Here is a 26,120-nt window from a genome sequence, read left to right as displayed (position 1 = left end):
AAAATGAAATCGAAGCACAATCAAATGAGCTTTTTAAATAGGTTGACTAATATGCGTTACCACTACTTTGCTTTTCCATTTTTCTTCGTTTTACTCTTTATCAGCAATTTAAGCTACGCAGACAATAACAATTCACATGAGGTCGATATGTATCAACAAACAACACCATCAACCAATCCAATCCTCCATGCAATCAATCCGATCCATTTGAATATTCCTAATGTTTCACAAGCAATCGTCGTGCAACAAGGACAACTCATGTACTTGTCAGGGCATGTGCCAATAACAGAACAAGGAGAAATTTTACAGGCTGATCTGGAGAAACAACTTCATTTAGCCTTTCAAAATATTGAAAAAACACTACATCAGGCAGGTATCAGCACTCAACATTTGGTAAAACTGACTATTTATATCCGTGATCTAAAGCCTGATCAGTTGCTCATAATTCGAAAAGTTAGAGATCAATTTATTGATCCACAATTACCACCTGCGAGCAGTCTTATTGGTGTTGCGCAGTTATTTCACCCTAATGTTTTAGTTGAAGTAGAAGCTATTGCTGTTATTCCCGCAAATCTTAACTTAATAACTTAGGAGTCACCCTATGAAATACGCCTTAATTTTTGGCAGTGCCTTATTTACTGCTTCATGCTCTGCAAATGTTACAGCACCGATAAATACCCCCAGTCAGGAAAGTAAAATATCTCAATTTTTGGCTGAATTTATGCCCACACATTATCAAAAAGTACATGAGCAACCTGTCCCGACTGATGCTCAACAAGTGCAATGGATACGCTTTCAAAAATCACCATCATTTAGATTAGGTGAAGAAAACTTTAGCTATTTATCAGACGCTGCACATAATTTGAAAGGATTTTCTTATTTAGATGCAAGTCTGGTTCATGGAAATTTACCCAGCAAAGTACAGGCACAAAAAATTGCTGATGATTTTTTACAACGTTATGCACCTGATTTACTGCAACATAGAAAAATTCAATGGGTTGATCAGCATGATGAAACTATACAGCTCAATGGAAATAATCAAAAAATTTCAGGCATGAAAGTCAAAATGCGCAATTTAAATGATGGTCGTTGGTTTTGGGTCATAGTTGGAAAAAATCAACATCCAATTATTTTTGAAAGAGATATTGTTTGGATTAACTTTCCTGGACATCGCAAAACAGAAAAATGGCTACATGACTCATGGTTGAAAGATGAACCCTCTTATATAGGTCAAGCAAAATGAAGAATTTAAATCAGACATCACTTGAAATTTCAGCAATGGGCTTAGGATGTATGGGAATGAGTGAATTTTATGGTCAAACAGATGATCAAAATTCACTTAGAATTTTAGAGGAAGCATTTGATTCTGGGATTAATTTTTTTGATACCGCAGATACCTACGGACATGGACACAACGAAAAATTATTAGCACAGTTTATCGCACATTATCGAAATCAACGAGATGCGATAGTGATTGCAACTAAATTTGGAATTGTACGTGATCAAAATCACTATGAACGACGTATCGACAACACGCCAAACTATATTCGCCAAGCTTGTGAAGCATCTTTAACACGTTTAGGCATTGAGCAGATTGATCTATATTATTGTCATCGTCGACAAACTGAAGTCCCGATTGAGGATGTAACAGGGACACTATCAGACTTAATTCGACAAGGCAAAATCAAAAGTTTTGGTTTTTCCGAAATTTCTGCTCAATCGCTCAAAAGAGCAAATGCGGTTGCACCTGTTACGGCAGTACAAAGTGAGTATTCACTTTGGTCAAGAGAGCCAGAGCAAGAGCAAGAGCAAGAGTTACTCCAGACCTGCTCAGAACTCAATGTTGAGTTTGTTGCCTATAGTCCATTAGGACGTGCATTTTTAACGGCTGATTTAAATCCAGCAACAATGGATGCACAAGATTTCAGAAAACACCTCCCTCGATTACAAGGGGATTCATTCCATAAAAATCAGCTTTTGCTAGAAAAGTTTAGTCAAATATGTGCTTCATGGAAACATAGCAATGCCCAAGTCGCTTTAGCATGGTTAATGGGTAAATTTACTCATGTCACGCCTATTTTTGGAACCCGACAATCACGTTATTTACAAGATAACTTAAAAGCTAATCAGGTCATGTTGAGTGATATACAGATTCAGCAACTAGATCAACTCTTTAGCCCTGAGCACATACAAGGAGATCGCTATCCTCAAGCAGGTTGGGCTGGAATAGAAAAATTTTAAATCAGTGTTTTTATCGTTTTTTTGATTATAAAATCGAAAAGACCAAAATAGTACTTTGGTCTTTTCTACAGATCTCGACTTAAGCACGTCCCTTGAGGGGTACTCCACTATGGAAGCGGAAAGTTTTGTCTGGAGTTAAAATCAACTCTTTTTCCACTTCACGAATCAATTCAATACGTTGTTGAATATCTTCTTCAGGATCTTTTAATTTTGCAGTTTGAGCAACATCTAAAGCCAATGCCAAATAGTCTTCATAGTGGCGTGACTCTGATTTTAGCAAATAACGGTAATAACGCCCAAGCTCATCATCCACCAACGGTGCCAATGCGTAAAAACGCTCACACGACCGAGCTTCAACAAAAGCACCAATGACTAAAATATCGATCAAAGCTTCAGGCTCGTAAGTTCGAATTTCCTTACGCAATCCACCAGCATAGCGACCCGCACTTAGCCCTTGCCACGCTTGACCACGTTTTTGCATAAATTCTAAAACTTGCTCATAATGCAACATTTCTTCACGAACAAGCTGTGCCAGTTTCACTTGTAAATCGGTAAAAAAACTGTAGCGAAACATCAAGTTCATTGCTGTTCCTGCTGCTTTCTTTTCACAATTCGCATGATCTTGCATCAGCAATGGGAGATTGTTTAATGCTTCATCCAACCAAGCTTTTGGCGTTTCACAGCCCAAAAAAGCAATCACAGGTTGCATGAGTTCATCATAATTCATATTCGACATGATCAAAATTCAATAAGGTAAATCAAAAGGTAACTTAAGCTGCAGCTTGAATAGCGGCTTTCATGTCTTTTACAGCTTGCGCCAAACCGACAAATACACTTTCGGCAATAATAGAATGCCCAATATTCAATTCATGAATCTGTGGAATAGCAGCAATTGCAGCAACATTGTCCAAATTCAAACCATGACCCGCATTCACCACCAAACCTTGAGCTGCTGCGTATTCCGCACCTTTCACAATACGCTCAAGCTCCGCTTGTTGTTCTGCAACAGATTCAGCATCTGCATATGCACCTGTGTGCAACTCAATCGTAGGCGCACCACAGGCAATGGCTGCATCAATTTGCGCAAAGTCAGGATCAATAAATAATGAAACATCACAGCCAATTGCGGTGAGTGTTTGTGTTGCCGCTTTTACATCTGCAAAATGCCCAACAACATCCAAACCACCTTCAGTGGTCACTTCTTGGCGCTTTTCAGGCACAAAACAAACATGATGCGGTTTGATCTCTGTTGCAAATGCAACCATTTCATCAGTTACAGCAATCTCTAAATTCATTCTGGTTTTCAATACTGGTCGCATACGGCGTACATCATCATCTTGAATATGACGACGATCTTCACGCAAGTGTAAAGTAATGCCTTCCGCCCCTGCTTGTTCACAGATCAATGCTGCTTTCACAGGATCAGGATAAGTTGTTCCACGTGCTTGTCTTAGTGTTGCAACATGATCAATGTTTACACCTAGCAATGCAGCCATAACATTTTCCTAATTAACCAATAAAGTGAAATTAACGGCTCAAAGATTTAGATTGAGCGTTTTGAACCCAAAGCTGACGACTTTTTAATGGTCGATCACCCAAAAGCGATGTAATCATTTGTCGGTAGAGCTTGGACAATAATTGTAACTGTTCTGGACTAAAATCCCTACCTTTTTCATAGCTTGCCATACTCAAAATTTGTTGTCCGAGCAAAGTGGCTGAAGAAGTATGTGATACAGGAGTAAAGCCTTCTGATAATTGGAACTGATAACGTTGTGCGGGTATAATCATCTGTTGATTTGAATCATGTTCATAATCCAATGGAAAGCCTAACTCTTCCAGAAGCGCATGTTCAAACAGACGTAAAATTTGTCGAAGAAATAAATCTGCCTGTGTATGTTCAGCTAATTTCTGCAAATGTTGCAATGTCATATGATATTGCTGAAAAGTTTCAGGCATCATTTCTTCAAGTGGACAAAGCCTAAGAATGATCTCATTGAGGTAGAAACCTGAAAAAAAGGCATCTCCATAAAAGAAAATCGGCTGATTTAAAATTTCCAGTTTAGAAAAGTTTTTAAGCTCAGATTTTCCTGAAGCTTGCAAGGTAATCGGTTGATATTGAGGAGGTGGAGTTTGTCGAAGAATACCATCGACACGACCATGCTCTTGCGTAAACAAGTGCACAATATGACTACGTTCGCGGTATTTTCGATGATGGATTAAATAACCATGCAAGATTTCATTGCGCATCTTGCTTTATCTTAATCATCCTTTTCTTTTTTCTTGTCTTCATCGTCATCCCCATCAGGAATAACAGCCCCCACAACAGCCGCAGTCCCTTTGACGACGCCTTTTGTGGTTTTATAAGCAACTTTGACTGGAACCGTCACAATTTTAGTAATACAGCCTTGTAGGATTATGACGCATGCAAGAATGGAAATAACTCGGATCATGACAGTTCCCAACAAAATGACTTAAATATCGCTATAGCCTAGACTTTTTAAAGCACGTTCGTCATCAGACCAACCACCTTTAACTTTGACCCAAAGCGTTAACATGATTTTTTGCTCAAACATTTTTTCCATGTCGATACGAGCATCCATACCAATTTTTTTCAGCTTAGCACCTTTTTCACCAATCACGATGGCTTTCTGACCAGGGCGATCAACAAAAATTGTAGCATCAATGTATGTACATGCAGCTTTAGGACGACCAGTCTTTTCATTGATCGTTGCTTCTTCTGTTTTAAAGGATTCAATTTGAACTGTTAAATCATAAGGAAGTTCTTCACCTAACTGACGCATAATTTTCTCACGAATAATTTCGCTCGCAAGAAAGCGTTCAGAACGGTCAGTCAACTGATCCAATGAGTACAATGGCGGTTGGAAAGGTAGATATTTTTCAATCGCATCACGCAAATGATCCAAGTTTGCACCGCGCAATGCAGACACTGGAACAATTTCAGCAAAATTCATTAACTTTGCACGTTCTTGAATCAACGGCAACACCATGCGCTTATTTTCTAAGGTATCAATCTTGTTGATGATGAGAACCACTGGCATTTCTGCGTTTTTAAGTTTCTCTAAAACCAACTCATCGTTCTGAGTCCATTTTTGGGCATCAAGCACAAATAAAACCAGATTGACATCACGTAAAGCAGAGTGTGCAGCTTTGTTCATCATTTTATTGATGGCACGCACTTCTTTTTTATGCATACCCGGAGTATCCACAAAAACTGCCTGCGACTTTTCACGGCTATCAATACCAATGATTTTATGGCGAGTGGTTTGCGGTTTACGTGAAGTAATCGATAACTTTTGACCTAATAAATGGTTCATCAAAGTGGATTTACCCACATTTGGACGTCCCACAATTGCCACAAAACCACTGCGATAATCCGAAGGAATTTCAGTGCCTTGTGAGCTAAAAAATTGATTAATTAAATCATTGCCGTTTTCAGACGACTCGTGATCAGCATCATTGTGATCGGAATGTGTATTCATGCAGTTTACTGCTCCAATAGCTTTAAAAAATCCGCCGCGACTGCCTGTTCTGCAAAACGGCGACTCGATCCCTCACCCATCATTTTAGGTAAGCCATCTATAGTACATTCTACTTTAAAATGTTGATTGGGTGCATCACCTTGAATATCAACCACCTCATAAACAGGGAGATGTTTTTTACGGGCTTGTAAATACTCTTGTAAGCGTGATTTCGGGTCTTTTAACTGATCTGTAGGTTCGATATGATCCAAATAAGGTTCATACCATTTCAGAACAATGGATTCCAATAAAGGTAAATCTTGACTTTCTGTATAAATCGCCCCAATGATCGCTTCAACAGTATCTGCCAATATTGACTCACGATGATGACCGCCAGATTTCAATTCACCTGTACTTAAAATTAAACTTTGACTTAATTTTAAGTCATTGGCAATTTTACCCAACGCTTCTTGACGCACTAAAGTTGCACGCATACGGGTTAAACGCCCTTCATTTTCATGCGGATAGGCATTATATAAGTAATTTGCGATGATCATCCCCAACAATGAGTCACCCAGAAACTCTAGACGCTCATAGTTGTGTTTGTGACTCACCGAACGATGAGTCAGCGCGAGTTGTAATAACTCGGGTTGTTTAAACTGGTAACCGATTCTACTTTGTAAGCGAAGATCACTTACTTTCAACTGACCTTTGATCAAAACTCTTCTCGAAAGTGAGGACTAAATCAATATTCAGCATGAAATTTTTTCGTACTTCATATTTTTTAGTCACTTGTAAACCATCTTTAGTTGAAACAGTCGCAATATCTTCGAATTTAGTGTCTCGGATATTGTTCATTTCTAACCTTTTGTCAACTTCTGTTGCAAATTTCAATGGTGTGATTTCAGCAGAGCTATTTTTGATTTGCTCTACAATTTGACCGTTAATCACACGATCATCCCAGTATAATGGCCATACAGCTACTATGATTTTCAACATAAAAGCTAAAGCAATTATCCCCAATAAAATTCCAATATATGAAGCGCCTTGTTGATTTTTACGCATTTTTTTATCCAACAGGTAAGAATAAATAATCCCTAATGACGATTAAAAAATCAGCAACCGCCAAGATCAAACCATTTGATTTAGGCAGATTCATCATTTTCAATTGGCTATAAACTTCTTATACACTGGAAAACAATACTGTGATAAAAAATTTATCGCCACTATTATCCTTTAAACGACGTCAAGTTGCTAGTTCTAATCATTTGTTCTGTTTTATTTTTCTTATAAATCAATATAACTTCATAGTTTTAACAGATAAAAAAGAAAGGTCAATAAACATTGACCTTTCTTTATTTCTAACGCTTGCTGCAACTCGGTTTTATTGAATTGCTCCATTACGGCTAAATGATGGAATTTTTAGACCTGGCTCTTTATGCATCCAAACATAAATTGCATGCCCTGTTAAATTCTCTTCAGGTACAAATCCCCAAAAACGACTGTCGGCACTTTGGTCACGGTTATCACCCATCGCAAAATATTGACCTTTAGGCACAGTCACTTCCCAACTTTGACCATTTGACTTCACAAAACGATCATTTGCAGTCGCTACATAAGGTAAGTCTTGTTTGTTCTGTGCATAATTGAATGCAGCAACAAGCGGGTTTTGACCTTCCAATAAACGAACTAAATGCTTATGGGTACCCATTGTTTCATAGTAGTAAATCGATTTTGGTGTATCTAAAATATCTTTTTCACGACTAAATTCAGCTGGAACTTGCTCTACATTTTTGCCATTAATCGTCAACTGACCTTGATTAAATTCAATATGGTCACCCGGTAATCCAATAATACGCTTGATATAGCTAATTTTTGGATTTTCAGGATAACGGAATACAGCAACATCACCACGTTGTGGTTCACCAATATCCAGAATCTTGGTATTAGTAATTGGTAAACGTACGCCATACTGAAACTTATTAACCAAAATATAATCTCCTGTCTCTAGAGTCGGAACCATAGAGTCAGAAGGAATATTGAATGGCTCAAAGAAGAAAGAGCGTAAAACAAGAACAACCGCTAGAACAGGCCAGAAATCATATGCCCATGAAATAACGACATTTTCATTCCCCTTTCCTTTTGTTGCACGTTGTTTCAGTACAAACTTATCAAGTAACCACAGCGCAAAAAATACCAGCGTTACAGGAACGAGAATTAAATTAAAATCAAAATCCATGACCAATCAGACCTCTAGTTTTTATCTTTCTACTTTTAACACAGCAAGGAACGCTTCTTGTGGGATTTCAACACTACCCACCTGCTTCATACGTTTCTTACCTTCTTTTTGTTTAGATAACAATTTCTTCTTACGAGAAACGTCACCACCATAACATTTAGCCAATACGTTTTTACGCATCGCTTTTACCGTTGAACGCGCAATGATTTGCGCACCAATTGCGGCTTGAATCGCAACATCAAACATTTGACGTGGAATCAAATCCTTCATTTTTTCAACTAAAGCAATACCGCGGTGACGTGCATCATTACGATGACAAATCATTGCTAAAGCATCAACCTTATCACCATTAATTAATACATCAACCTTAACCAGAGATGAACTTTCAAAACGGACAAAGTTATAATCTAAAGAGGCAAACCCACGTGAGCATGATTTCAATTTATCAAAGAAATCCATGACCACTTCAGCCATCGGAATTTCAAAGCTAATCGATACTTGATTACCCAAGAACTTCATATCTTTTTGTACACCACGACGCTCAATACACAGCGTCATCACATTGCCCAAATATTCTTGAGGAACAAGGATATGGCATTCTGCAATGGGTTCACGTAAATCTTCTACAGTTGAACCGTCTGGCATTTTAGATGGGCTGTCGATATAAATCGTTTGACCATTTTTCATCAATGCTTCATAGATCACTGTTGGTGCAGAACTGATCAGATCTAAATCATACTCACGTTCTAAACGTTCCTGTACGATTTCCATGTGCAACATGCCTAAGAAGCCACAGCGGAAACCAAAACCAAGCGCATCTGAACTTTCAGGTTCAAAGAATAATGCAGAGTCATTGATTTGCAGTTTGTGTAAGGCTTCACGGAATGGTTCAAAATCGCTGGCATCAATTGGGAACAAGCCCGCATAGACCTGTGGTTTGACCTTTTTAAAGCCGGGTAAAGTTTCAACTTCTGGTGTTGTTGCAAGTGTAATCGTATCACCCACTGGCGCACCAAAAATATCTTTGATCCCAGCAATCACAAAACCAACTTCACCAGCCTCTAAAATACCTGTTTCTGTATGTTTTGGATTAAAAATACCCACTGAGGTAATGATATGCGACTGACCTGTTGATTTCATCAACATCTTATCGCCTTTACGCACACGACCTTGTTTGATTCGAACCAAAGAAACCACGCCCAAATAGTTATCAAACCATGAGTCAATAATCAGTGCTTGGAGCGGTGCATCACGATCACCTTGAGGTGCAGGAATAATATCAACCAAAGTTTCTAAAACTGACTCAACACCTAAACCTGTTTTTGCTGAACAAGTCGGTGCATGTGTTGCTTCAATTCCAATAATTTCTTCAATTTCATGGATTACACGTTCAGGTTCAGCTTGAGGCAAGTCAATTTTATTCAAAATTGGCAGTACTTCTAAACCTTGTTCAATGGCGGTATAACAGTTGGCAACTGATTGCGCTTCTACACCTTGTGCAGCATCGACCACCAATAAAGCACCCTCACAGGCAGCCAATGAGCGAGAAACTTCATAAGAGAAGTCAACGTGTCCCGGAGTATCAATAAAGTTTAACTGGTATTCTTGACCATTTGGGTGTGTGTAATACAATGTTACCGAAGCCGCTTTAATGGTAATTCCACGCTCACGCTCAAGCTCCATAGAGTCTAAAACCTGAGCCTGCATTTCACGATCTTGTAATCCACCACACATTTGGATAAATCGGTCAGCAAGAGTCGACTTTCCGTGGTCGATGTGTGCGATAATAGAAAAATTGCGTATGTTATTGATATTAACAGACTTCTTAGCTACTGCCATAAACTACTCTAAAAATATGTACACCATCATGTACTCAATATCAAAAGTACCTATGGCGTGCAAAAAATGAAATTTCCCAATTGCTGCACAGTATAAGCAGATCAATGTTAAAAATATAGTAAGGCTTTGAGAAAAACTATCTCTCCGATAGGCTGTATGTAAGTTTCCCTTTCAATCTATTTCATCTTTTTCCTGCTTTTTATTTGCCTTAGTTTTAGTTGGAAACTGAACATGAGCAGGGATAAATAACGCGATTAAACCGCCGAATAGTGTGCTGATGAGTATCAGCAAATGCAATTGTACAGCGGCAAATAATAATGCTTTAGCTTCTGAGAGATTAAACAGTTTTCCAGTTGCCAAAATTGCGGCTTCATAGGTCCCAAGTCCTGCTGGGGCATGAATAGGTAACACAGAACTCAACTCGCCTCCAATATTCACACCCACTGCTTCCCACCATTGCAATGGAATGAACCAGCCTAAAACAGCTGCAAAAACCATAATCTTGCTTCCCCAGCAGATGAGCGTGAATAACCAACTCCGCAGTAAACTGTTCAAATGCAATGGCATTGCCAATAAAACTTGTTCAAGTAAATTTTTCAATCGCCCCTGAGTATTGAGCTTTTCTGAATAACGTTTTAGCCACGGCGTAAAAAGTAATATTATTAATGGTGACGTGAACCATAAAACCATCCCCCCCCACAACCATACATTATTAGAGTGTTTTAACAATAAAAGGGCGAAAAAACCCAATCCAAGCAGCACTTGTAAATCAAGTATTCTAAGCAGTAATAATCCCGCAGTCGCATAGCTAAGGCTTACAGTAAAATAACGTCGCATCAGTATAGGAAAACTGATTTCTCCAGAACGAAAAGGCAATAAGTTATTGAGTAGATTATGAATCAGCATGATTCGGCAACATGTCATCCCCTGCCCACGGGTGATGGGTAAAAAGAAATCATAAATTCGCCAACCTCGTATCAGATAAGTCATCTGCAGCAGGATCAAAGCCATAATCAAATATTGGATAGGCACATGTGCCCAAGCCTCAAAAACTTGTAACCAACCAAACCACCATTCAATCACCGTACCATACAAAACGATGGCAATCATCAGTAACAGTTGTGGCAAATATTTGGGTCGCCTGCCAACTTGATTATTTATATTTGGATCTCTCTGTTCAGACACAGGCGCTACCTTTTGTTATTGTCATTAAAAAATCATGGAATCGTAATCTTTCAGTTAAATTTAACAATATATAATTCAAACACGAATCAATAACAATTACATCAGCTATGCATAACGCATTTTTATTACAACCTGAGGAAGAGCTATATCTACTTAAGCCCTCTTACTCATCTATTTTTTTCTCACTGATAATTCCTCTTTACAATGAAGAGGAAACCGTTGTCGCTTTAATCGACACCATACAACAGGCTTTAGGCACTCAACAGCGACCTTGGGAATTAATCGTGGTTGATGATGGTAGTTGTGATGCTACCGTATACACTATTCAGCAAAAATTACTTCAAAGCCCTTTGAATGCACGACTGATTCAATTAAGCCGCAACTATGGGCAAACAGCAGCCATGCAGGCTGGAATTGACGAGTCTCAAGGGCAGTACATTGTGACGATGGATGGTGACTTACAGAACGATCCACATGATATTCCAGCCATGTTGCAACAACTGATCGATCAGGATCTTGATCTCTTGGTGGGGTGGCGTAAAAACCGACAAGACGCCTTATTGTTAAGAAAAATTCCTTCCTTACTCGCCAATCGATTGATTGGTCGAATATCAGGTCTACGCTTACATGATTATGGATGCAGCCTAAAAATATACCGTGCCGAAATTATCAAACAAATCCGTTTAGTCGGCGAAATGCATCGTTTTATTCCTTTGTGGGTTGCCAGTGTCGTTCCCGTTTCACGTATTGGAGAGGTACCAGTACGTCACCATGCCAGACAATTCGGGCAATCCAAATATGGTATTTCTCGAACGATTCGCGTGATATTAGATTTAATGTCAGTGATGTTCTTTCAACGTTATCTCATGCGTCCCGGTCATTTATTTGGTTCAATCGGACTGCTCTTGGGCTGTATCGGTAGTGTGATGCTGACCTATCTGGCAATTGATAAATATATTCTGGGTCACTCCATCGGTACACGTCCCATGCTGCTCATTGGCGTGATGTGCGTGTTGATGTCACTACAATTTTTGATGACTGGTATTATCGCTGAACTGATTACTCGAACTTATCTAGACAGTAAAAATCATAAAAGTTATCTCATTCGCCGTGTTTATCAGCATCGGAGGGGGCAATGACAGGTCAGACATCAATATTAATCTCCCCGCTTTTTCAATCAACCCAAAAACTTTTTCAATCGCGTTGGTTAATTTTATTGCTTGCTTTGAATTTTTTAATAGGTTTGGGAAGCTCACCATTATTTGATCTTGATGAAGGTGCTTTTAGTTCTGCGACCATGGAAATGTTAATTCGAGGCGATTATATCACCACCTATATGGGAGGTGAATTGCGCTTTGACAAGCCCATTTTGATCTACTGGTTGCAAGCCATTTCTGTCTTTCTATTTGGATTAAATGAATTCTCATTACGCCTTCCATCTGCATTATGTGCCACACTGTGGTGTTGGGCAATTTATGAGTTTTGTCGGCAGCTTTTAGATACCTCAAAAGCAGCAACAGCCTGTATCCTGCTTGCGAGTTCACTGATTATCTCAATTATCGCACGCGCAGCCACAGCTGATGCTTTGCTTAATTTATGGATCTGTCTTGCTTTATTTGATGCTTATCGTCATTTTAATCAGCAAGACACTCAACAAAGCTCGGCAAAATATGCCTTACGCGCTTATTTATGGGTCGGTTTAGGTGTACTGACCAAAGGTCCGATTGCTATTTTAATCCCTATTGCCAGCATCACAATTTACGCCTTATTAAGTAAAAAATTTAAAGCTTGGCAAGGTTTGCTGATCAATCCACTTGGATGGTTAATTTGCCTTACAGTTTTCTTACCTTGGTACATTGCTGAATATCTCGCACAAGGGCAAGCATTTATTGACGGCTTTTTCTTAAAGCACAATCTTTCTCGATTTTCCAATACGATGGAAAATCATGGTGGGAATTTACTTTACTACCTGCCTGTAAGTTTATTGGTTTTTATGCCTGTCACAGGTTTCTTTCTTCAGTTATTAAGTCATCTGCGGCTGTTTTTTTCTTCTTCTGCTTTAAAGCGTCTTGATTCGCTCGATATTTTTTGCTGGAGCTGGTTTTTATTTGTGCTGATATTCTTCAGCTTTTCTAAAACCCAGCTTCCACATTATCTTTTATATGGTGTAACACCAATTTTTATCCTGATGGCAAAATATCGCGATCAATTGCAATCACGCTACTTAGTCGCATTACCCATCGTTTTATTGATGCTGCTGCTGATTTTTCTTCCAGAAATTGGACAGTACATTATTGCGCATGAAAAGAAAATTGAAGTGGTGGCAATGGTCCGGGATGGATTACCATTTTTGGATTTGCAATATCGGCTTTCTATTTTTTTCGCGCTCCTCCTCATACTCATCATTTTATTCCGTAGTCAATACGTGCTTTGGCTACGTCAGGTTTTAGCCAGCATCATTTTCAGTTTAACCATCATTCATGTGGTGATACCTGCCTATGGATCTATTCAGCAGCAGCCTGTCAAACAAGCTGGAATATTTGCGCAGAAGATTACGCAACCCATTGTGATGTGGCGTCATGACATGCCCAGTTTCAGTATCTACTTACAAAAAGTTGTTCCTATACGAGAACCTAGACCTGGCGAGGTGGTTTTCACAGGTTTAGAAAATCTTCAAGCCTTTCCTAATGCAGAAGTTCTATTCAACAAAGGAGGTGTTGTTTTAGTCAAACTTCCGAAAATTAAAGGAAGTTCATGATGATTCTATTCTTTATTGTTCCAATATTTTGCGTTTTAGCTTGGGAACTTATTCATCACTATTATGCAATCAATACGCCGCTTTTCTTAATGATCAATGGAATGCCACCACACTCAGATTGGTTTTGGCAAAATATAACCTTTATGGGAGATGGTTTAACGGCTTATGTCCTGTTGATATTTTTCTGTCGTCACAACGCTCATCTACTTTGGTTAGGTCTTCTTGCAGTACTCATTACTGGCTTAGGTGTACATGTCGTTAAACAATTCCTTGAAATTGTTCGTCCGATTACTTATCTAGGCATAGACAATGTTGAGATCATCGGAAAGACACTAAAATATCATAGCTTCCCTTCCGGTCATGCCGCAACAGCATTTGTACTGGCGGGTGTATTGAGTAAATATATTAAGCTCAATAGTTTTAGATATCACAGAGCATTTACTTTCTGTGTAATTTCATTGGCAACGTTGATCGCATTAAGCCGTGTGGTGGTTGGTGTTCACTGGCCATTAGATATTGTGATTGGTGCGCTGTGGGGATGGTATAGCGCAACAATCATCCTAAAACTGTCCTCAAAAACCAAACAAATTGGTCGAACTCGTTTTAGTGCCAATATTTTATATGCTTTAGCCGCAATCAGTGCAGGTTTTCTATGGCGTTTTGATGGTGGTTATCCACTTGCTTTAGGTTTGGCAAAATTATTATCTGTCTGTGCTTTGACCTACATTACCCTTATTCTAATCGAGCTAAATTTTCGGGTTAAATTGGTCTTTGATCACAGCTACCGCCCACGATTACGTTCAACGTCAATTCAACTACAGACTGTTGCTTTTGAGAAAAATAAATCTTAAATTTAAAGTTTTCACTCGCACTTGAATTTTACCTTTTTCTTTAACTTATAAAGCAATATTCAATCTGTAAAATTTTATTGGATGAATTAATCCAAACTATTTTAATGATCAAACTCAAAACAAATCATGAGTCTTGATTCAAACTGTTACGATTGAGTTTAAATCATAAGGATCTATGTCTGTATTTATCGGTTGATAAGCCTGTATAAAGGTTGGTGACATACGCTTTGGACGACCTGTGGCAATTTCAATGCACGCCCATTTGGTATTGCCTGTAAATAGTAAAGTCTGATCTTTGGCATTAAAAAACGCATACTGACGGAAAGAATACAAGGCGTTAATATCATAGAGCCATGTCCGTAAAATGATCTTATCATCTAACACCGCTGCTTTGCGGTACTGCACATGATGTTCTACTGCCACCATAGCATGCTTCATTTCCAAATATTGATCTAAGCCTACACCTAAAGTTTCAATATGTGCTGAGGCCACATCCTGCATCCATTGCACATAGACAACATTATTCACATGACCTAAAACATCGATATGTTCTGGTTTAACTTGAATAACCAAATCAAATACTGAGCTCATGTAAACGTTCCTTCTCTCTTGATCACTATTTAAAAAATCTACTGCATTTTGACATAAAAAAGCCACTCTTAGAGTGGCTGATTCACATCAAGTCGATTTATTGAATACGTAATCCAATCATCGCATGTTGCCCTTCACGCACAATTGCCACACGTGCAACGGTATTTTTCTGCAACTCTGCTACAGCATCCACGAAATCATTCGGTGTGTTGATTTTCTTATTGTTCACTTGCGTAATCACATCACCTGGCAAGATTCGAGATTGAGCAGCCAAACCGCCTCGTGTTACATCTTGAATTAACACACCACCTTTCACATTTAAACGATTCTTTTCTTGCTCAGTCAAAGCACGAATCGCAACACCAATGACAGGACCTTTGTGAGGCTTAGCTGACGTTGTCGTATTATCAACTTTTGCTGGAGTATCATCAGGAGCAACTGTTAATGTTGCCGTAATCACTCTCGGCTTATCATCACGCAATACTTCAAGTTTCACGGATTGATTTGGTTGAGTACGATTCAAATAATTCAATAATTCTGAAGTACGTGAAATTGGTGAACCATTATATTTTAGGATCACATCACCTGATTTAAAGCCCGCTTTTTCTGCTGGCGAATTTGGTGCTACTTGAGTAATCAATGAACCTTCGGGTTTATCCAACTTATACGCTTCTGCAAGATTTCGATCGATATCTTGTAACATTACACCAAGATATGAACGTGTCACCTTACCATTCTTCTTCAGTTGGTCCACGACATCCATCGCGACATCTATCGGAATAGAGAATGACAAGCCCATATACCCACCTGTACCACTAAAGATACGCGAATTTACTCCAACCACTTGACCTTGTTGGTTAAACAGTGGACCACCTGAGTTACCAGGGTTTAAGGCAACATCAGTTTGAATAAATGGAACAGAAGTTTCGCCCATCATATTTCGCGATTTCGCACTGACAATACCTGCTGATGCAGAATAGTCAAAACCAAATGGTGAACCAATCGCAAGTACAGGCTGGCCCACTTTAAGTTGATCGACATTGCCTACCGACAATGATGGGAAATTATTTCCTTCAACTTTAAGCAAAGCCACATCTGTACGTTCATCACTCCCCACCACTTTAGCATCAATTTCGCGACGGTCATTGAGCATGATGGTCACTTTAGAAGCATCTTCAACCACGTGATGGTTGGTGAGTAGATAACCATCTTTACTGATAAAGAATGCACTGCCATAAGCTGTTTTTTCTTGTGGCGCTCGCTGTTGCGGAATAATGATCTGATTACCAAAGAAACGTTTCAGAATTTCAGGCACTTGCTGCTGTAGCAATTCTTCCTGAGAGAGTTTTTTCACAACGTTTACACTAACAACTGCCGGACTCACCTGTTCAACCAAATTAGAGAAATCGACAGGTGTTGAAGCTTGTACTTGTGATGTAGCCGCAGCGACAGTGAATACTGCTGCATACATTCCTTTTTGCATTAGACCATTACTCATTTATCACGAACCTACATCTGATGATTGTGCTTAAAAAATATTTGTAACATATTATTTGATGTCTTTGCGTAATAATATGTTTACATTTTTTTATAAAACAATACTTTACTTAAAATCATATTAAGAGACTGAGAATAGCCTATTTATACTAAAATCTGACGCATCTAACTATTGTAATTTGTTAAAAAAAAGAGTGTTATTAGCAAACATTTTTCAAATTAGCTGATGGACATGCCTAATTTAAACACAACTCATCAATTCGATGTGATTATTGTGGGTAGTGGCGGTGCAGGCTTAAGTTTAGCCTTATCCTTACCTGAACATTTCAATATTGCTGTTTTAGCAAAATCTACATTGACAGATGCAAGCACTTATTATGCTCAAGGTGGTGTTGCTGCTGTGCTTGATGAAACTGATTCCATTCAACAGCATATTGATGACACTATGATTGCAGGCGCGCATTTATGTGAGCTTGATGCAGTGAAGCATACTGTTGAAGGTGGACGACCTTCAGTCGATTTCCTGTTAAACCACGGTGTTCAGTTTACCTTAGATGAAGATGAGCAACTACACTTGACCCGTGAAGGTGGACATTCTCAAAGGCGTATCATCCATTCAGCTGATGCCACTGGGAAAGCGATTTCAACCACCTTAGTTGAAAGAGCCCGTGAAAAGAAAAATATCGAAATTTTTGAAAACTACATTGCGATTGATTTAATCACTACACATAAGCTGGGGCACAAACAACAACAGAACCGAGCAGTGGGTCTTTATGCCTTAGATGAAAGCAACGAAAAAGTACATACGTTTTTAGCCCCATTTACCGCACTTGCTTGTGGGGGCGCCATGAAAGCTTATTTGTACACCTCGAACCCTGATATTGCGACTGGTGATGGAATTGCCATGGCATATCGAGCAGGTTGTCGTGTTGCAAATATGGAGTTTAATCAATTTCATCCAACCTGTTTATATCACCCTCAAGCACGCTCTTTCTTAATCACTGAAGCGATGCGAGGCGAAGGTGCGTATTTACGTCTCCCTGATGGCGAACGTTTCATGTTACGCTTTGACGAACGTGCTGAACTTGCTCCACGAGATATTGTCGCCCGTGCAATTGACTATGAAATCAAACGTCTAGGTATTCGGCATGTCTGGTTGGACATTAGTCATAAACCTAAAGAATTTGTCAAAGAGCACTTCCCTACCCTGTATGCTCGTCTCTTGGAGTTGGGAATTGATATTACCCAGGATATGATTCCAGTCGTACCAGCTGCACACTATACCTGTGGTGGTGTCGTTGTGGATGAAAACAGCCAAACAGACATTGCAGGTTTATATGCGATTGGCGAGACATCCTATACAGGTTTACATGGTGCAAACCGTATGGCAAGTAATTCACTGCTAGAGTGTTTCGTATATGGCATGAGTGCGGCAAAAGATATTGAAGCCAAATTTGACCACCAATTTGAAAGCCCGAATGTTCCTGAATGGGATGCATCTCAGTCAACAAATCCAGATGAGGATGTGGTCATCTTACAAAACTGGGATGAGCTGCGCCAAACCATGTGGAACTATGTTGGTATTGTTCGTACCACGAAACGTTTGCAACGTGCCTTACACCGTATTGAAATGCTTAAAAAAGAGATTACTGAGTATTATCAAGACTACCATGTCAGTAAGAACTTGATTGAATTACGGAATCTGGTCATGGTTTCAGAAATGATCGTGCGCTGTGCGATGCAACGTAAAGAGTCACGAGGTCTACATTACACACTGGACTATCCAGAGCTTTCTAGCGAGTTAAGAAAAACCGTTTTGACCCCCCCTAACTTTACGGTCGAAACCCCTTTAGTGAATGCTGAAGTTTAAAGAGAACAATTAAATAGCCAGATGATTCTGGCTATTATTCATTTTTTGCATAATAACGCACTTGGGTTTTATTGATTATTTCTCATGATTGTCGCATATAACTTTTTGGCGATAGATGCATAATTTTCTTAAACATGACGATAAAAGAACTATCACTGTCATAGCCCAATTTCATTGCAACTTGATGGACTGAATCCCCATCAGTCAACCATTGCAGTGCCAAGACCACATGTAATTTTCGCCGCCATTGATTAATACTCATTCCAGTATTGTGATGAAAAATCCGTGTCAAACTGCGTTCGCTCATACAGCAACGACTCGCCCATTCAGCCAAATTTAGATTTTGATCTGGTTGTTTTAATAAATCATGCGCGATCTGTAACATACGCGAATCTTTTGGCATCGGTAAATAAAATATTGGGTGAGCAGTAGACTGTATTTCATCTAGCAAACAGTCCATTAAACGTCGATTGTTTTCTACAAATGATGTTTCAGAAAATGTTTCAACCCGTTCTAACATTGCATTCATTAAATGGGTCATTTGTAACATGGTACATGTGTGTGCTGAAAAATGCTGCAACACAGTATTAACAAATGCTACATAACCTGTTGAAATACCGTAACTACTGACTTTATGTAAGGTATTTGATGGAATCCATAAGGCATGCTGTGCTGGAACTACCCAAATTCCTGATGGTGTTTCAACCGTAATCAATCCGCTTGTAGTTGCCAATAACTGACTTTGCTCATGTTGGTGAGAAGCAAGTTCCCAGTCTGGAACTTGCCGATCGATTTTTAATACAAATAAGGGCAAATTATGCTGATCCAATCGTGAATGGAAGGTTTCATTTTGCATTATTATTCGCCCATTTTTCTCCTGAGCACAGCATCAATTATTTTATTCGCTTGTTGATGATTATCGACAATAAACATCGGATAACCTGAGAACTTAATAAAATTATTGGCAAACTTTTGAGTTTCCAAGCGAATATCTGCATCTGGCTCAATATGGATAAATGCTTTAACGTATTGTGCCAAAATCTCACGTTTTGACTTTACCCAAGCAGCAACCTGTTTACGTGCCTCGTGATCCGCCTTTTGTGCAGGAAATGCGCCTTCACTGAGAAAGACAAATGTTTCTTTTCGGCTAAGTAATGATTCATATATGGCAATGGTTTCACTGACTGAAACGGCATCATCGGGTCGGAAGCTCACAGGGATGATTGGAAAATTTTCTAAATTTTGGATAAACATGGCATGGCTCCTCAAATAAGAATAATTATCATTTTATTGTGCTCACATGAATACACATTACCCAATTGAGCCAAAAAATAGGGTAATCCAGCCAAATTTTTATGAATTTTATCTTTATGGTTTTTTATAATAAATCTGATGTGCTGTATGAAAAGTTTGAGCATGTAAATTGACCAAATCCTCAAGCTTCTGATATCCACCTGCCAGCACAAACATCAGTGGAATTCCTTCCCGCTTCGCAAGATTAAATACCATTTCATCGCGTTTTTGAATTAACTCTGTACTCAACCACGCTGAACCGTAAGGATCTGCTTGATGGCAATCCATGCCTGCTTGGTAAATAATTATATCAGCCTTCCACTCATTGGCTCGTTGAAAAGCCTCATGTATCGCCATGGTATACTGCGCAAAACTCCCATGCTTCGTATGTACATGGCGACTTTCGGCACGTTCATACGTTGGATAGCCAAATGCCAAACCATAAATGCTAAAATTATATAAATTCTCTAATCTTCGGGTAAATTCGGCAGTTCCATCGCCACCATGCTGATCACAATCCAAAATAAAGATTCGTTTATTCGCAAAATGCTGCGCAATCAGTGCCAAGCCATTGAAGGTACAATATGAACCGCCATAGTCATAATTGGCGTGATGAAAACCTTGTGCAATATTGGCTGCAATACCATGTTGAAAAGCCAGCTCCGTCGCCAGTATTTGCCCACCATTGATGGACAAAACTGCATCTCGTAATTGTTCATTCCATGGTTTAAAACCAGCAAAAGTTGCAAGTTTAGTCGGTTGTCCTGTTAAAAATGCCTCCACATATCTTGGAGAATGCAAGGCTTTTAAAATTTCTGGATCTATAGGTTGGGGTTCGTGAAATTTATAATGATTGAATTGTTGTAATTGCTCAGCAACTGCAACAAGTTTTTCCATGCTATTGGTATGTGTTTGAGCAAAATAGCGCGATGAAAAACAAACATTTAACATAAAGTTATCCGAGACTAGCGACTCTCAATTGTGATAATGCAACGTCATTCAGCTGTTTAATTAAGGTTGTATCAGGACTAAATAACCCATTATTCACTTGTTGTTCAAAATGGGTAGTGAACGCTCTTTTTCGATTCTCAGGTGAGATCGCTAAAGTGGTCAATCGTAAAAACCAAAAACCCTGAATTTCTTTATATGGAATGATATAACCTTTGAATTCTTGATTAGGCACTTTATTGTCAATTTGTTCAATATCATATTCTACCGAAAATAAAGAACCGACTGGAATACGAATACCATTCATGATCAAAGGTTGTAAGTTGATACAGGAATGATCATCCCCCATATTCATTTTTTCAATCAATAATGGGCGGTTTTGTTCATCGATAAAAATATTGATTGAACCTTGTCTCAGCATTGAACGGTGCGCGATTTTCAGGAAAAAATTTTCAGCCATTGGGCAAGAACCTACTTTAGGTTTTCCCGCTAATGTTTGGATTTCAACATAACCGGTTTTTTCGACTGTTTTCGGTAAAATCACATCTTCCAACATACAACAAATGACTTGGCTTTCTTCAAGTTCAGCCTGTTGAGATAATTTTCTTAAACTTGCTTGGGTCGTGACCTCTTGCTCAACAAGGACTCTAAAATCATCATTTTTTTGTTGCTGCGGGTCAGCGAGAAAGTTTTCAATTGAGCGGTTTTGATCTAGATTATGCCAATCCTCAATATCAAAACCATAGATATTTTTTTGATCAATAATTTTCTTTAATCTTTTAAAGTCATAGTCTTGAAATATTTTTAAATCTGTTGCTTCAACGTTGTCACGAGGAAAATTAATATACTCAGCCAAGACTCGAGTTGCTTGTGTGTATCCACAACCTCGGCGTTCCGTCTGATGCGAATAGTGTTCATTTAACATCTCTGTCAATTTATTTGATAAGGGAAAAACATTTTCCTTAAACAAACGAACGACTTCATGATCTGATGACATATTCTCTATTCCGTTTTATAAAATGATTTAATTTTTAAAAATAAACTATTTATTATGAATAAATTAGCATTATCCCCGAGATAACTCAATATAGCATCTCAAAGCCAATTCCAGCTAGATTAAATGATATATTTCATCTAATAAATGAAGTATTTGTGCATTTTATACACGTTGCTTATTTTTGTGGAGGAATTGAATATGTTCCTGTGACATGAGCAACTGGATCATCTGAACCTAAAGAGTAAATCCATACCTCACCGACGACTAAAGCTTTACCGACCTTCATTAATTTACAAACACCACGAATATCTACACCGCCAGTAGGCTTACGTAGAAAATTGATATTCATATTGGTTGTTACAGCCAGACCAATTAATCCGATTTCTCCTAAAATCGCCACATATAAGGCAAAATCAGCCAATGCCATCATGGTTGGACCTGATACTGTTCCACCTGGGCGAATGTCTTGATCACTGACATGCCAAACCAAAGAAGCACCTTTTTCAGTCACTTCTTCGATTTCACAACGCGCTAAGCTTGGTGAAAAAAATTGCTGTAAAAATTCAACGATTTCAGTTTTTGTACTTTTCATCATTCACGTCTTTATATCCTTGACCTAAAACAATATAAAGACTTTTAAGATTGAAAACATCAGAATAAATGAATCAATTACAGTTATTTTAGGTAGCGCAAAGCTTCTGCAAAGACTTGCTCTGGTGTTTGAGTAGCATCTAAACGTTTCATTCTTTGCGCATCACGTAAATGAATTTCAGAAAAGCCACTACGCACAGACTCAAAGAACACCACTTTTTCTTGTTCAAAACGATCTAAAGCGCCACGGGCTCGTGCGCGATTCATCCCAAGTTCAATCGGTGCATCTAACCAAAAAGTAATATCTGGCATTTTAGAAACAAAATTTTGATTTAACAGTTGTAACTTTTCCCGACTTAAACCACGACCAGCGCATTGATAGGCAAAACTTGAATCGACAAAGCGGTCGCACAATACAATTTTGCCTTGTGCCAATGCAGGTAATATCACAGCTGCCAAATGTTGCGCGCGTGCTGCATACATCAACAATAACTCAGTATCATGGCTCATTTGCTCTTCATGATTTACAGACAGCAACAATGAACGGATTTGCTCAGCTAAAGGTGTGCCACCAGGTTCACGCGTTAAAACAACTTGTTTACCTTGCTGTTGAAAATGTTCATACAATTTTTGGATGAGTGTGGTTTTTCCTACCCCTTCAGTTCCTTCAAAACTTATAAACATACTCATTCCTTAACTTTAGATCGCATAACTTCAATATATTGTTGTACCGCACGATTATGGTCATTTAAATTTGAGCTAAATTTATGACCACCATTTCCTGTTGCAACAAAATAAATATTTTCAGAATCATCTGGATGCATTGTCGCTTCAATCGCTTTTTTACTTGGTAGCGCAATCGGCGTAGGCGGTAAACCATTTATCGTGTAGGTATTATAGGCGGTTGGCGTACGCAAATCTTGTTTTGAAATCTTACCTGTATATTTATCCCCCATACCATAAATTACGGTTGGATCCGTTTGTAAACGCATTCCCAATTTCAAACGGCGACAAAATACACCAGAAACTTGCCTAAGCTCACTGTCAACACTGGTTTCTTTCTCTATGATCGACGCCATAATCAAGGCTTCATATTTTGTTTTATAAGGTAAGTTTGGTGCGCGTTTTTCCCAAGCATCATCTAAGATTTTCATTTGACGCTGATACAAATCTGTCAAAATCTGCTTATCGGTAGCCCCTTTATCAAAAAAATACGTGTCTGGTGCAAACAATCCTTCTGGATGCTCATAAGGAATACCCAATACTTTTAGCATCTCGCCACGAGGAAGCTGAATGACTGATTTTTCAATCAATGGATCTTTATTTAAAGATTGAATCAGTTGCTTTACCGTTGTGCCTTCAATGACCAAAAGTCGACTCATTTGAGCATTTTCAATATTTGACACCATTTCTAAAACTTGGCGTACACTCATGCCTTTGCTGACTTCATAGACTCCAGCTTTCATGGTATCGTGAATGAAAATCTTACGATACAACTTTAAAATAATTGGAAAGTTGACTTTATCTTCTTTGGCTAAATCATCAATAAAACCTGTATAAGTTTCTCCATTTGTAATGGAAAGCTTTTGTTTCGTTCCAGAAACTGGGTAGCTTTTAAAAAGACTCATTTTTAAAATAATGCCAATGATGATTAGAAAAACCACCACAAAAATTGCAATGCCTTTATAGATGTTCGTGCCTGCTTTGGCTTGAGTTTTCTTTTTAGATTTTGGCTTCGATTTTTCTTTAGGCATGAGAGTTAAACTGACTTAAATTTAATGTGTTAAATAACTCAACACAAGGTTGAGTGTCTAAATTTAGATGATTCAAGTTGGTCACCGCTTTCATTGGACTTAAAGCATTACAGAAAAATAAACTCTGAATATACTTAATTTCATCCATATCAATAAAACGTTGTTCACAGGAAACACCATAATGTTGCATTCGTGACAATATTTCAGCACGCATCACCCCATGCACACCATTATAGCGAAGTTCAGGGGTAATCCATGTATTGTTTATTTGAAAAAAGCAATTACTGCTGATCCCTTCGACAATTGAACCTTGTACATCGGTCACCAGTGCTTCTATCCAGCCATTTTGTTGTGCTTCTTTTTTTAGCATGACCTGTTCTAAACGATTCAATGTTTTCAAACCCACTAAATTGGGCATTAATAAACCAATCGCCTGATTTAAAACACCACTTTGAATAAATTCAGGTTGAAAATGACTGGTCGCTTTTGGGTAAAACATCAAATAAAAATCAGCATCATGATCAGGCATCGCATAACCACGATCCCCCTCACCTCGACTCAAAACAAGTTTGAGCGTCCCGTTTAAAATACTAAATTGTTGCTTGAGTAATGCCAAGCTTTGATCCAAAAGCTCAAAATCAAAATTTAGATAAAGTCGTTCTGCCGCCAATTTTATTCGTGCACGATGCAAAGACTCCAGTTCAAAATTTCCTTGATGAAACCTGGCTGTGGTAAAGCAACCATCACCATAATGAAATGCTCGATCCAAAAGTGGAATAGAATCAATTTGTTGAGCATTTTTAAAACAGATCATTACACAATTTCCTGTGGCTTTACCCAATTACATTTTGAAACATACACAACATCTATTTCTCTTTTATTCATATAAAATTCGTTTTTTATTATTTTTTATGAATAAAGACTCGCATTATGCTTACACCATCTTACCGAACTTCAGAAATAAATGGGGCAAAAAATGCAGTTCTCTAAACTTAAATTTGCTGTAGCAGCAGCACTGATTTCAACCACATCTTTCAGCGTGGCAGCAAAAGATTTTTTAAACGTATCTTATGATCCAACACGAGAATTGTACGATAACTTCAACAAACAATTCGCGACATTCTGGAAGTCTAAAACAGGGCAAGACATTCAGTTTAAACAATCTCATGGTGGTTCAGGTAAACAAGCACGAGCAGTGATTGATGGTTTACAGGCTGATGTGGTTACCCTTGCTTTAGCAGCAGATATTGATGCGATTGCACAAAGTACCAATTTATTACCAAAAGACTGGCAAAAGAAATTTCCTCAGAACTCAACACCATATACATCTACTATCGTATTCTTGGTGCGTAAAGGTAATCCAAAAGGAATCAAAGACTGGGGTGATTTGGTTAAGCCGGGCGTAGAAATTGTTACGCCAAACCCGAAAACATCGGGTGGTGCACGTTGGAACTATTTAGCAGCGTGGGCTTGGGCAAAGCATAAATATGGTTCAGATGCAAAAGCGCAAGATTTTGTTCGTCAAATTTATAAACAAACCAAAGTGCTTGACTCAGGTGCACGTGGTGCAACAACCACATTTGCCGAACGTGGCATCGGTGATGTGTTATTGGCTTGGGAAAACGAAGCTTATCTGTCTACCCGTGAGCAACCAGGTAAATTTGAGATTATTACCCCATCATTATCGATCTTGGCTGAACCACCAGTAGCGATCGTAGAAAAGAATGCTGAAAAAGACGGTAATTTAAATCTAGCGAAAGCTTATTTGAACTATTTGTATTCACCTGCGGGTCAGGAAATTGCAGCTAAAAACTTCTATCGTCCTCGTAATGCTGCGACATTGCAAAAATATGCAACCACATTCAAGCCATTGAAATTGGTGACAATTGATAAAGAGTTTGGCGGTTGGACAAAAGTTCAAAAACAACACTTTGACAACAATGGTGTATTTGATCAAATTGTTAAAGCCAATGCGAGCAGTAAATAA

At 38.6% G+C, this 26,120-nt stretch carries 28 protein-coding genes; 8 read left to right on the top strand and 20 right to left on the bottom strand.

Features of this window, described 5'->3' with window-relative positions; all coding sequences use genetic code 11:
* Nucleotides 1-51 precede the first annotated feature (51 nt).
* Genes AC1Z3T_RS00440 through AC1Z3T_RS00430 form a run of 3 tightly spaced genes read left to right on the top strand, consistent with a single transcriptional unit; the run spans nt 52 to nt 2,241 of the window.
* A complete protein-coding gene (locus AC1Z3T_RS00440; protein ID WP_483396429.1) occupies nt 52-591 on the top strand; it encodes a RidA family protein in 540 nt (179 codons plus the stop codon).
* A 10-nt stretch (nt 592-601) separates the two neighbouring features.
* Complete coding sequence (locus AC1Z3T_RS00435) at nt 602-1,243, top strand: hypothetical protein (protein WP_058968786.1); 642 nt, start codon at nt 602-604, stop codon at nt 1,241-1,243.
* Complete coding sequence (locus AC1Z3T_RS00430; protein ID WP_483396428.1) at nt 1,240-2,241, top strand: aldo/keto reductase; 1,002 nt, start codon at nt 1,240-1,242, stop codon at nt 2,239-2,241. Before AC1Z3T_RS00435 ends, AC1Z3T_RS00430 begins: the two co-directional genes overlap by 4 nt.
* 79 nt (nt 2,242-2,320) lie before the next feature.
* On the opposite strand, the gene AC1Z3T_RS00425 is transcribed toward AC1Z3T_RS00430, so the two are convergent.
* The 10 genes from AC1Z3T_RS00425 to AC1Z3T_RS00380 all read right to left on the bottom strand — a co-directional run bounded on the left by AC1Z3T_RS00425 (nt 2,321) and on the right by AC1Z3T_RS00380 (nt 10,983).
* Nucleotides 2,321-2,977 carry a MiaE family protein gene (locus AC1Z3T_RS00425; protein ID WP_009584207.1) on the bottom strand — a complete coding sequence of 219 codons (657 nt, stop codon included), beginning with the start codon at nt 2,975-2,977 and terminating at the stop codon, nt 2,321-2,323.
* A 34-nt stretch (nt 2,978-3,011) separates the two neighbouring features.
* Complete coding sequence (gene pdxJ, locus AC1Z3T_RS00420; protein ID WP_346806536.1) at nt 3,012-3,737, bottom strand: pyridoxine 5'-phosphate synthase; 726 nt, start codon at nt 3,735-3,737, stop codon at nt 3,012-3,014.
* 31 nt (nt 3,738-3,768) lie between these two features.
* Nucleotides 3,769-4,488 carry a DNA repair protein RecO gene (gene recO / locus AC1Z3T_RS00415; protein WP_004829264.1) on the bottom strand — a complete coding sequence of 240 codons (720 nt, stop codon included), beginning with the start codon at nt 4,486-4,488 and terminating at the stop codon, nt 3,769-3,771.
* Between the two features lie 11 nt (nt 4,489-4,499).
* On the bottom strand, nt 4,500-4,691 hold the full coding sequence (locus AC1Z3T_RS00410; protein WP_035300043.1) for an NF038104 family lipoprotein: 192 nt from the start codon (nt 4,689-4,691) through the stop codon (nt 4,500-4,502).
* Between the two features lie 21 nt (nt 4,692-4,712).
* Nucleotides 4,713-5,741, bottom strand: coding sequence for a GTPase Era (era, locus tag AC1Z3T_RS00405; protein ID WP_004829267.1), 1,029 nt, complete (start codon nt 5,739-5,741; stop codon nt 4,713-4,715).
* A 5-nt stretch (nt 5,742-5,746) separates the two neighbouring features.
* Nucleotides 5,747-6,439, bottom strand: a complete 693-nt coding sequence (gene rnc, locus AC1Z3T_RS00400) for a ribonuclease III (RefSeq protein WP_004829269.1) — start codon at nt 6,437-6,439, stop codon at nt 5,747-5,749.
* Nucleotides 6,411-6,785: a DUF4845 domain-containing protein gene (locus AC1Z3T_RS00395; protein WP_004829270.1), complete on the bottom strand. Its 375-nt coding sequence runs from the start codon at nt 6,783-6,785 to the stop codon at nt 6,411-6,413. Before AC1Z3T_RS00395 ends, rnc begins: the two co-directional genes overlap by 29 nt.
* A gap of 319 nt (nt 6,786-7,104) precedes the next feature.
* Nucleotides 7,105-7,959, bottom strand: a complete 855-nt coding sequence (gene lepB, locus AC1Z3T_RS00390; RefSeq protein WP_009584153.1) for a signal peptidase I — start codon at nt 7,957-7,959, stop codon at nt 7,105-7,107.
* A gap of 21 nt (nt 7,960-7,980) precedes the next feature.
* Nucleotides 7,981-9,798, bottom strand: coding sequence for a translation elongation factor 4 (gene lepA / locus AC1Z3T_RS00385; protein ID WP_004829275.1), 1,818 nt, complete (start codon nt 9,796-9,798; stop codon nt 7,981-7,983).
* A 171-nt stretch (nt 9,799-9,969) separates the two neighbouring features.
* Entirely contained in the window at nt 9,970-10,983 is a 1,014-nt protein-coding gene (locus AC1Z3T_RS00380) for a lysylphosphatidylglycerol synthase domain-containing protein (RefSeq protein ID WP_483396427.1), read from the bottom strand.
* Between the two features lie 107 nt (nt 10,984-11,090).
* On the opposite strand from AC1Z3T_RS00380, the gene AC1Z3T_RS00375 reads away from it, so the two are divergent.
* From AC1Z3T_RS00375 to AC1Z3T_RS00365, 3 genes are read left to right on the top strand one after another with little or no spacing between them, the layout of a single operon-like run.
* On the top strand, nt 11,091-12,122 hold the full coding sequence (locus AC1Z3T_RS00375; protein ID WP_042087674.1) for a glycosyltransferase family 2 protein: 1,032 nt from the start codon (nt 11,091-11,093) through the stop codon (nt 12,120-12,122).
* Complete coding sequence (locus tag AC1Z3T_RS00370) at nt 12,119-13,741, top strand: ArnT family glycosyltransferase (RefSeq protein ID WP_483396426.1); 1,623 nt, start codon at nt 12,119-12,121, stop codon at nt 13,739-13,741. The genes AC1Z3T_RS00375 and AC1Z3T_RS00370 overlap by 4 nt, the downstream gene beginning before the upstream one ends.
* Nucleotides 13,738-14,592 carry a phosphatase PAP2 family protein gene (locus AC1Z3T_RS00365; RefSeq protein WP_035300042.1) on the top strand — a complete coding sequence of 285 codons (855 nt, stop codon included), beginning with the start codon at nt 13,738-13,740 and terminating at the stop codon, nt 14,590-14,592. Before AC1Z3T_RS00370 ends, AC1Z3T_RS00365 begins: the two co-directional genes overlap by 4 nt.
* Before the next feature lie 138 nt (nt 14,593-14,730).
* On the opposite strand, the gene AC1Z3T_RS00360 is transcribed toward AC1Z3T_RS00365, so the two are convergent.
* Both AC1Z3T_RS00360 and AC1Z3T_RS00355 read right to left on the bottom strand, forming a co-directional pair.
* On the bottom strand, nt 14,731-15,183 hold the full coding sequence (locus AC1Z3T_RS00360; RefSeq protein WP_198260739.1) for an acyl-CoA thioesterase: 453 nt from the start codon (nt 15,181-15,183) through the stop codon (nt 14,731-14,733).
* A gap of 97 nt (nt 15,184-15,280) precedes the next feature.
* Nucleotides 15,281-16,681 (bottom strand): Do family serine endopeptidase, encoded by a 1,401-nt coding sequence (locus tag AC1Z3T_RS00355; RefSeq protein ID WP_004829291.1) that lies wholly within the window; start codon nt 16,679-16,681, stop codon nt 15,281-15,283.
* A gap of 225 nt (nt 16,682-16,906) precedes the next feature.
* Between AC1Z3T_RS00355 and nadB the strand changes: the two genes are divergently transcribed.
* Nucleotides 16,907-18,550: an L-aspartate oxidase gene (gene nadB, locus AC1Z3T_RS00350; protein ID WP_042087683.1), complete on the top strand. Its 1,644-nt coding sequence runs from the start codon at nt 16,907-16,909 to the stop codon at nt 18,548-18,550.
* A gap of 82 nt (nt 18,551-18,632) precedes the next feature.
* Here the strand turns inward: nadB and AC1Z3T_RS00345 are convergent, their stop codons facing one another.
* The 8 genes from AC1Z3T_RS00345 to pabC all read right to left on the bottom strand — a co-directional run bounded on the left by AC1Z3T_RS00345 (nt 18,633) and on the right by pabC (nt 24,947).
* Nucleotides 18,633-19,406, bottom strand: coding sequence for a helix-turn-helix domain-containing protein (locus tag AC1Z3T_RS00345; protein ID WP_228270969.1), 774 nt, complete (start codon nt 19,404-19,406; stop codon nt 18,633-18,635).
* A 2-nt stretch (nt 19,407-19,408) separates the two neighbouring features.
* Nucleotides 19,409-19,804, bottom strand: coding sequence for a hypothetical protein (locus AC1Z3T_RS00340; RefSeq protein WP_009584173.1), 396 nt, complete (start codon nt 19,802-19,804; stop codon nt 19,409-19,411).
* A 114-nt stretch (nt 19,805-19,918) separates the two neighbouring features.
* Nucleotides 19,919-20,794, bottom strand: a complete 876-nt coding sequence (locus tag AC1Z3T_RS00335) for an arginase family protein (protein ID WP_100885663.1) — start codon at nt 20,792-20,794, stop codon at nt 19,919-19,921.
* Nucleotides 20,795-20,798: 4 nt separating this feature from the next.
* A complete protein-coding gene (locus AC1Z3T_RS00330) occupies nt 20,799-21,788 on the bottom strand; it encodes a hypothetical protein (RefSeq protein ID WP_483396425.1) in 990 nt (329 codons plus the stop codon).
* Between the two features lie 175 nt (nt 21,789-21,963).
* Nucleotides 21,964-22,380 carry a PaaI family thioesterase gene (locus AC1Z3T_RS00325; protein ID WP_262557708.1) on the bottom strand — a complete coding sequence of 139 codons (417 nt, stop codon included), beginning with the start codon at nt 22,378-22,380 and terminating at the stop codon, nt 21,964-21,966.
* Nucleotides 22,381-22,463: 83 nt separating this feature from the next.
* Nucleotides 22,464-23,063, bottom strand: a complete 600-nt coding sequence (gene tmk / locus AC1Z3T_RS00320; protein ID WP_004829305.1) for a dTMP kinase — start codon at nt 23,061-23,063, stop codon at nt 22,464-22,466.
* Nucleotides 23,064-23,065: 2 nt separating this feature from the next.
* Nucleotides 23,066-24,133: an endolytic transglycosylase MltG gene (mltG, locus tag AC1Z3T_RS00315; protein WP_483396424.1), complete on the bottom strand. Its 1,068-nt coding sequence runs from the start codon at nt 24,131-24,133 to the stop codon at nt 23,066-23,068.
* Nucleotides 24,126-24,947: an aminodeoxychorismate lyase gene (gene pabC, locus AC1Z3T_RS00310; RefSeq protein WP_262557698.1), complete on the bottom strand. Its 822-nt coding sequence runs from the start codon at nt 24,945-24,947 to the stop codon at nt 24,126-24,128. The genes mltG and pabC overlap by 8 nt, the downstream gene beginning before the upstream one ends.
* A 162-nt stretch (nt 24,948-25,109) precedes the next feature.
* Between pabC and AC1Z3T_RS00305 the strand changes: the two genes are divergently transcribed.
* Complete coding sequence (locus tag AC1Z3T_RS00305) at nt 25,110-26,120, top strand: sulfate ABC transporter substrate-binding protein (protein ID WP_034708264.1); 1,011 nt, start codon at nt 25,110-25,112, stop codon at nt 26,118-26,120.

The organism is Acinetobacter sp. B-6 (assembly GCF_056930735.1).
The sequence above is the reverse complement of the archived record's forward strand: the minus strand, read 5'-3'. Positions and strand labels throughout refer to the sequence as shown.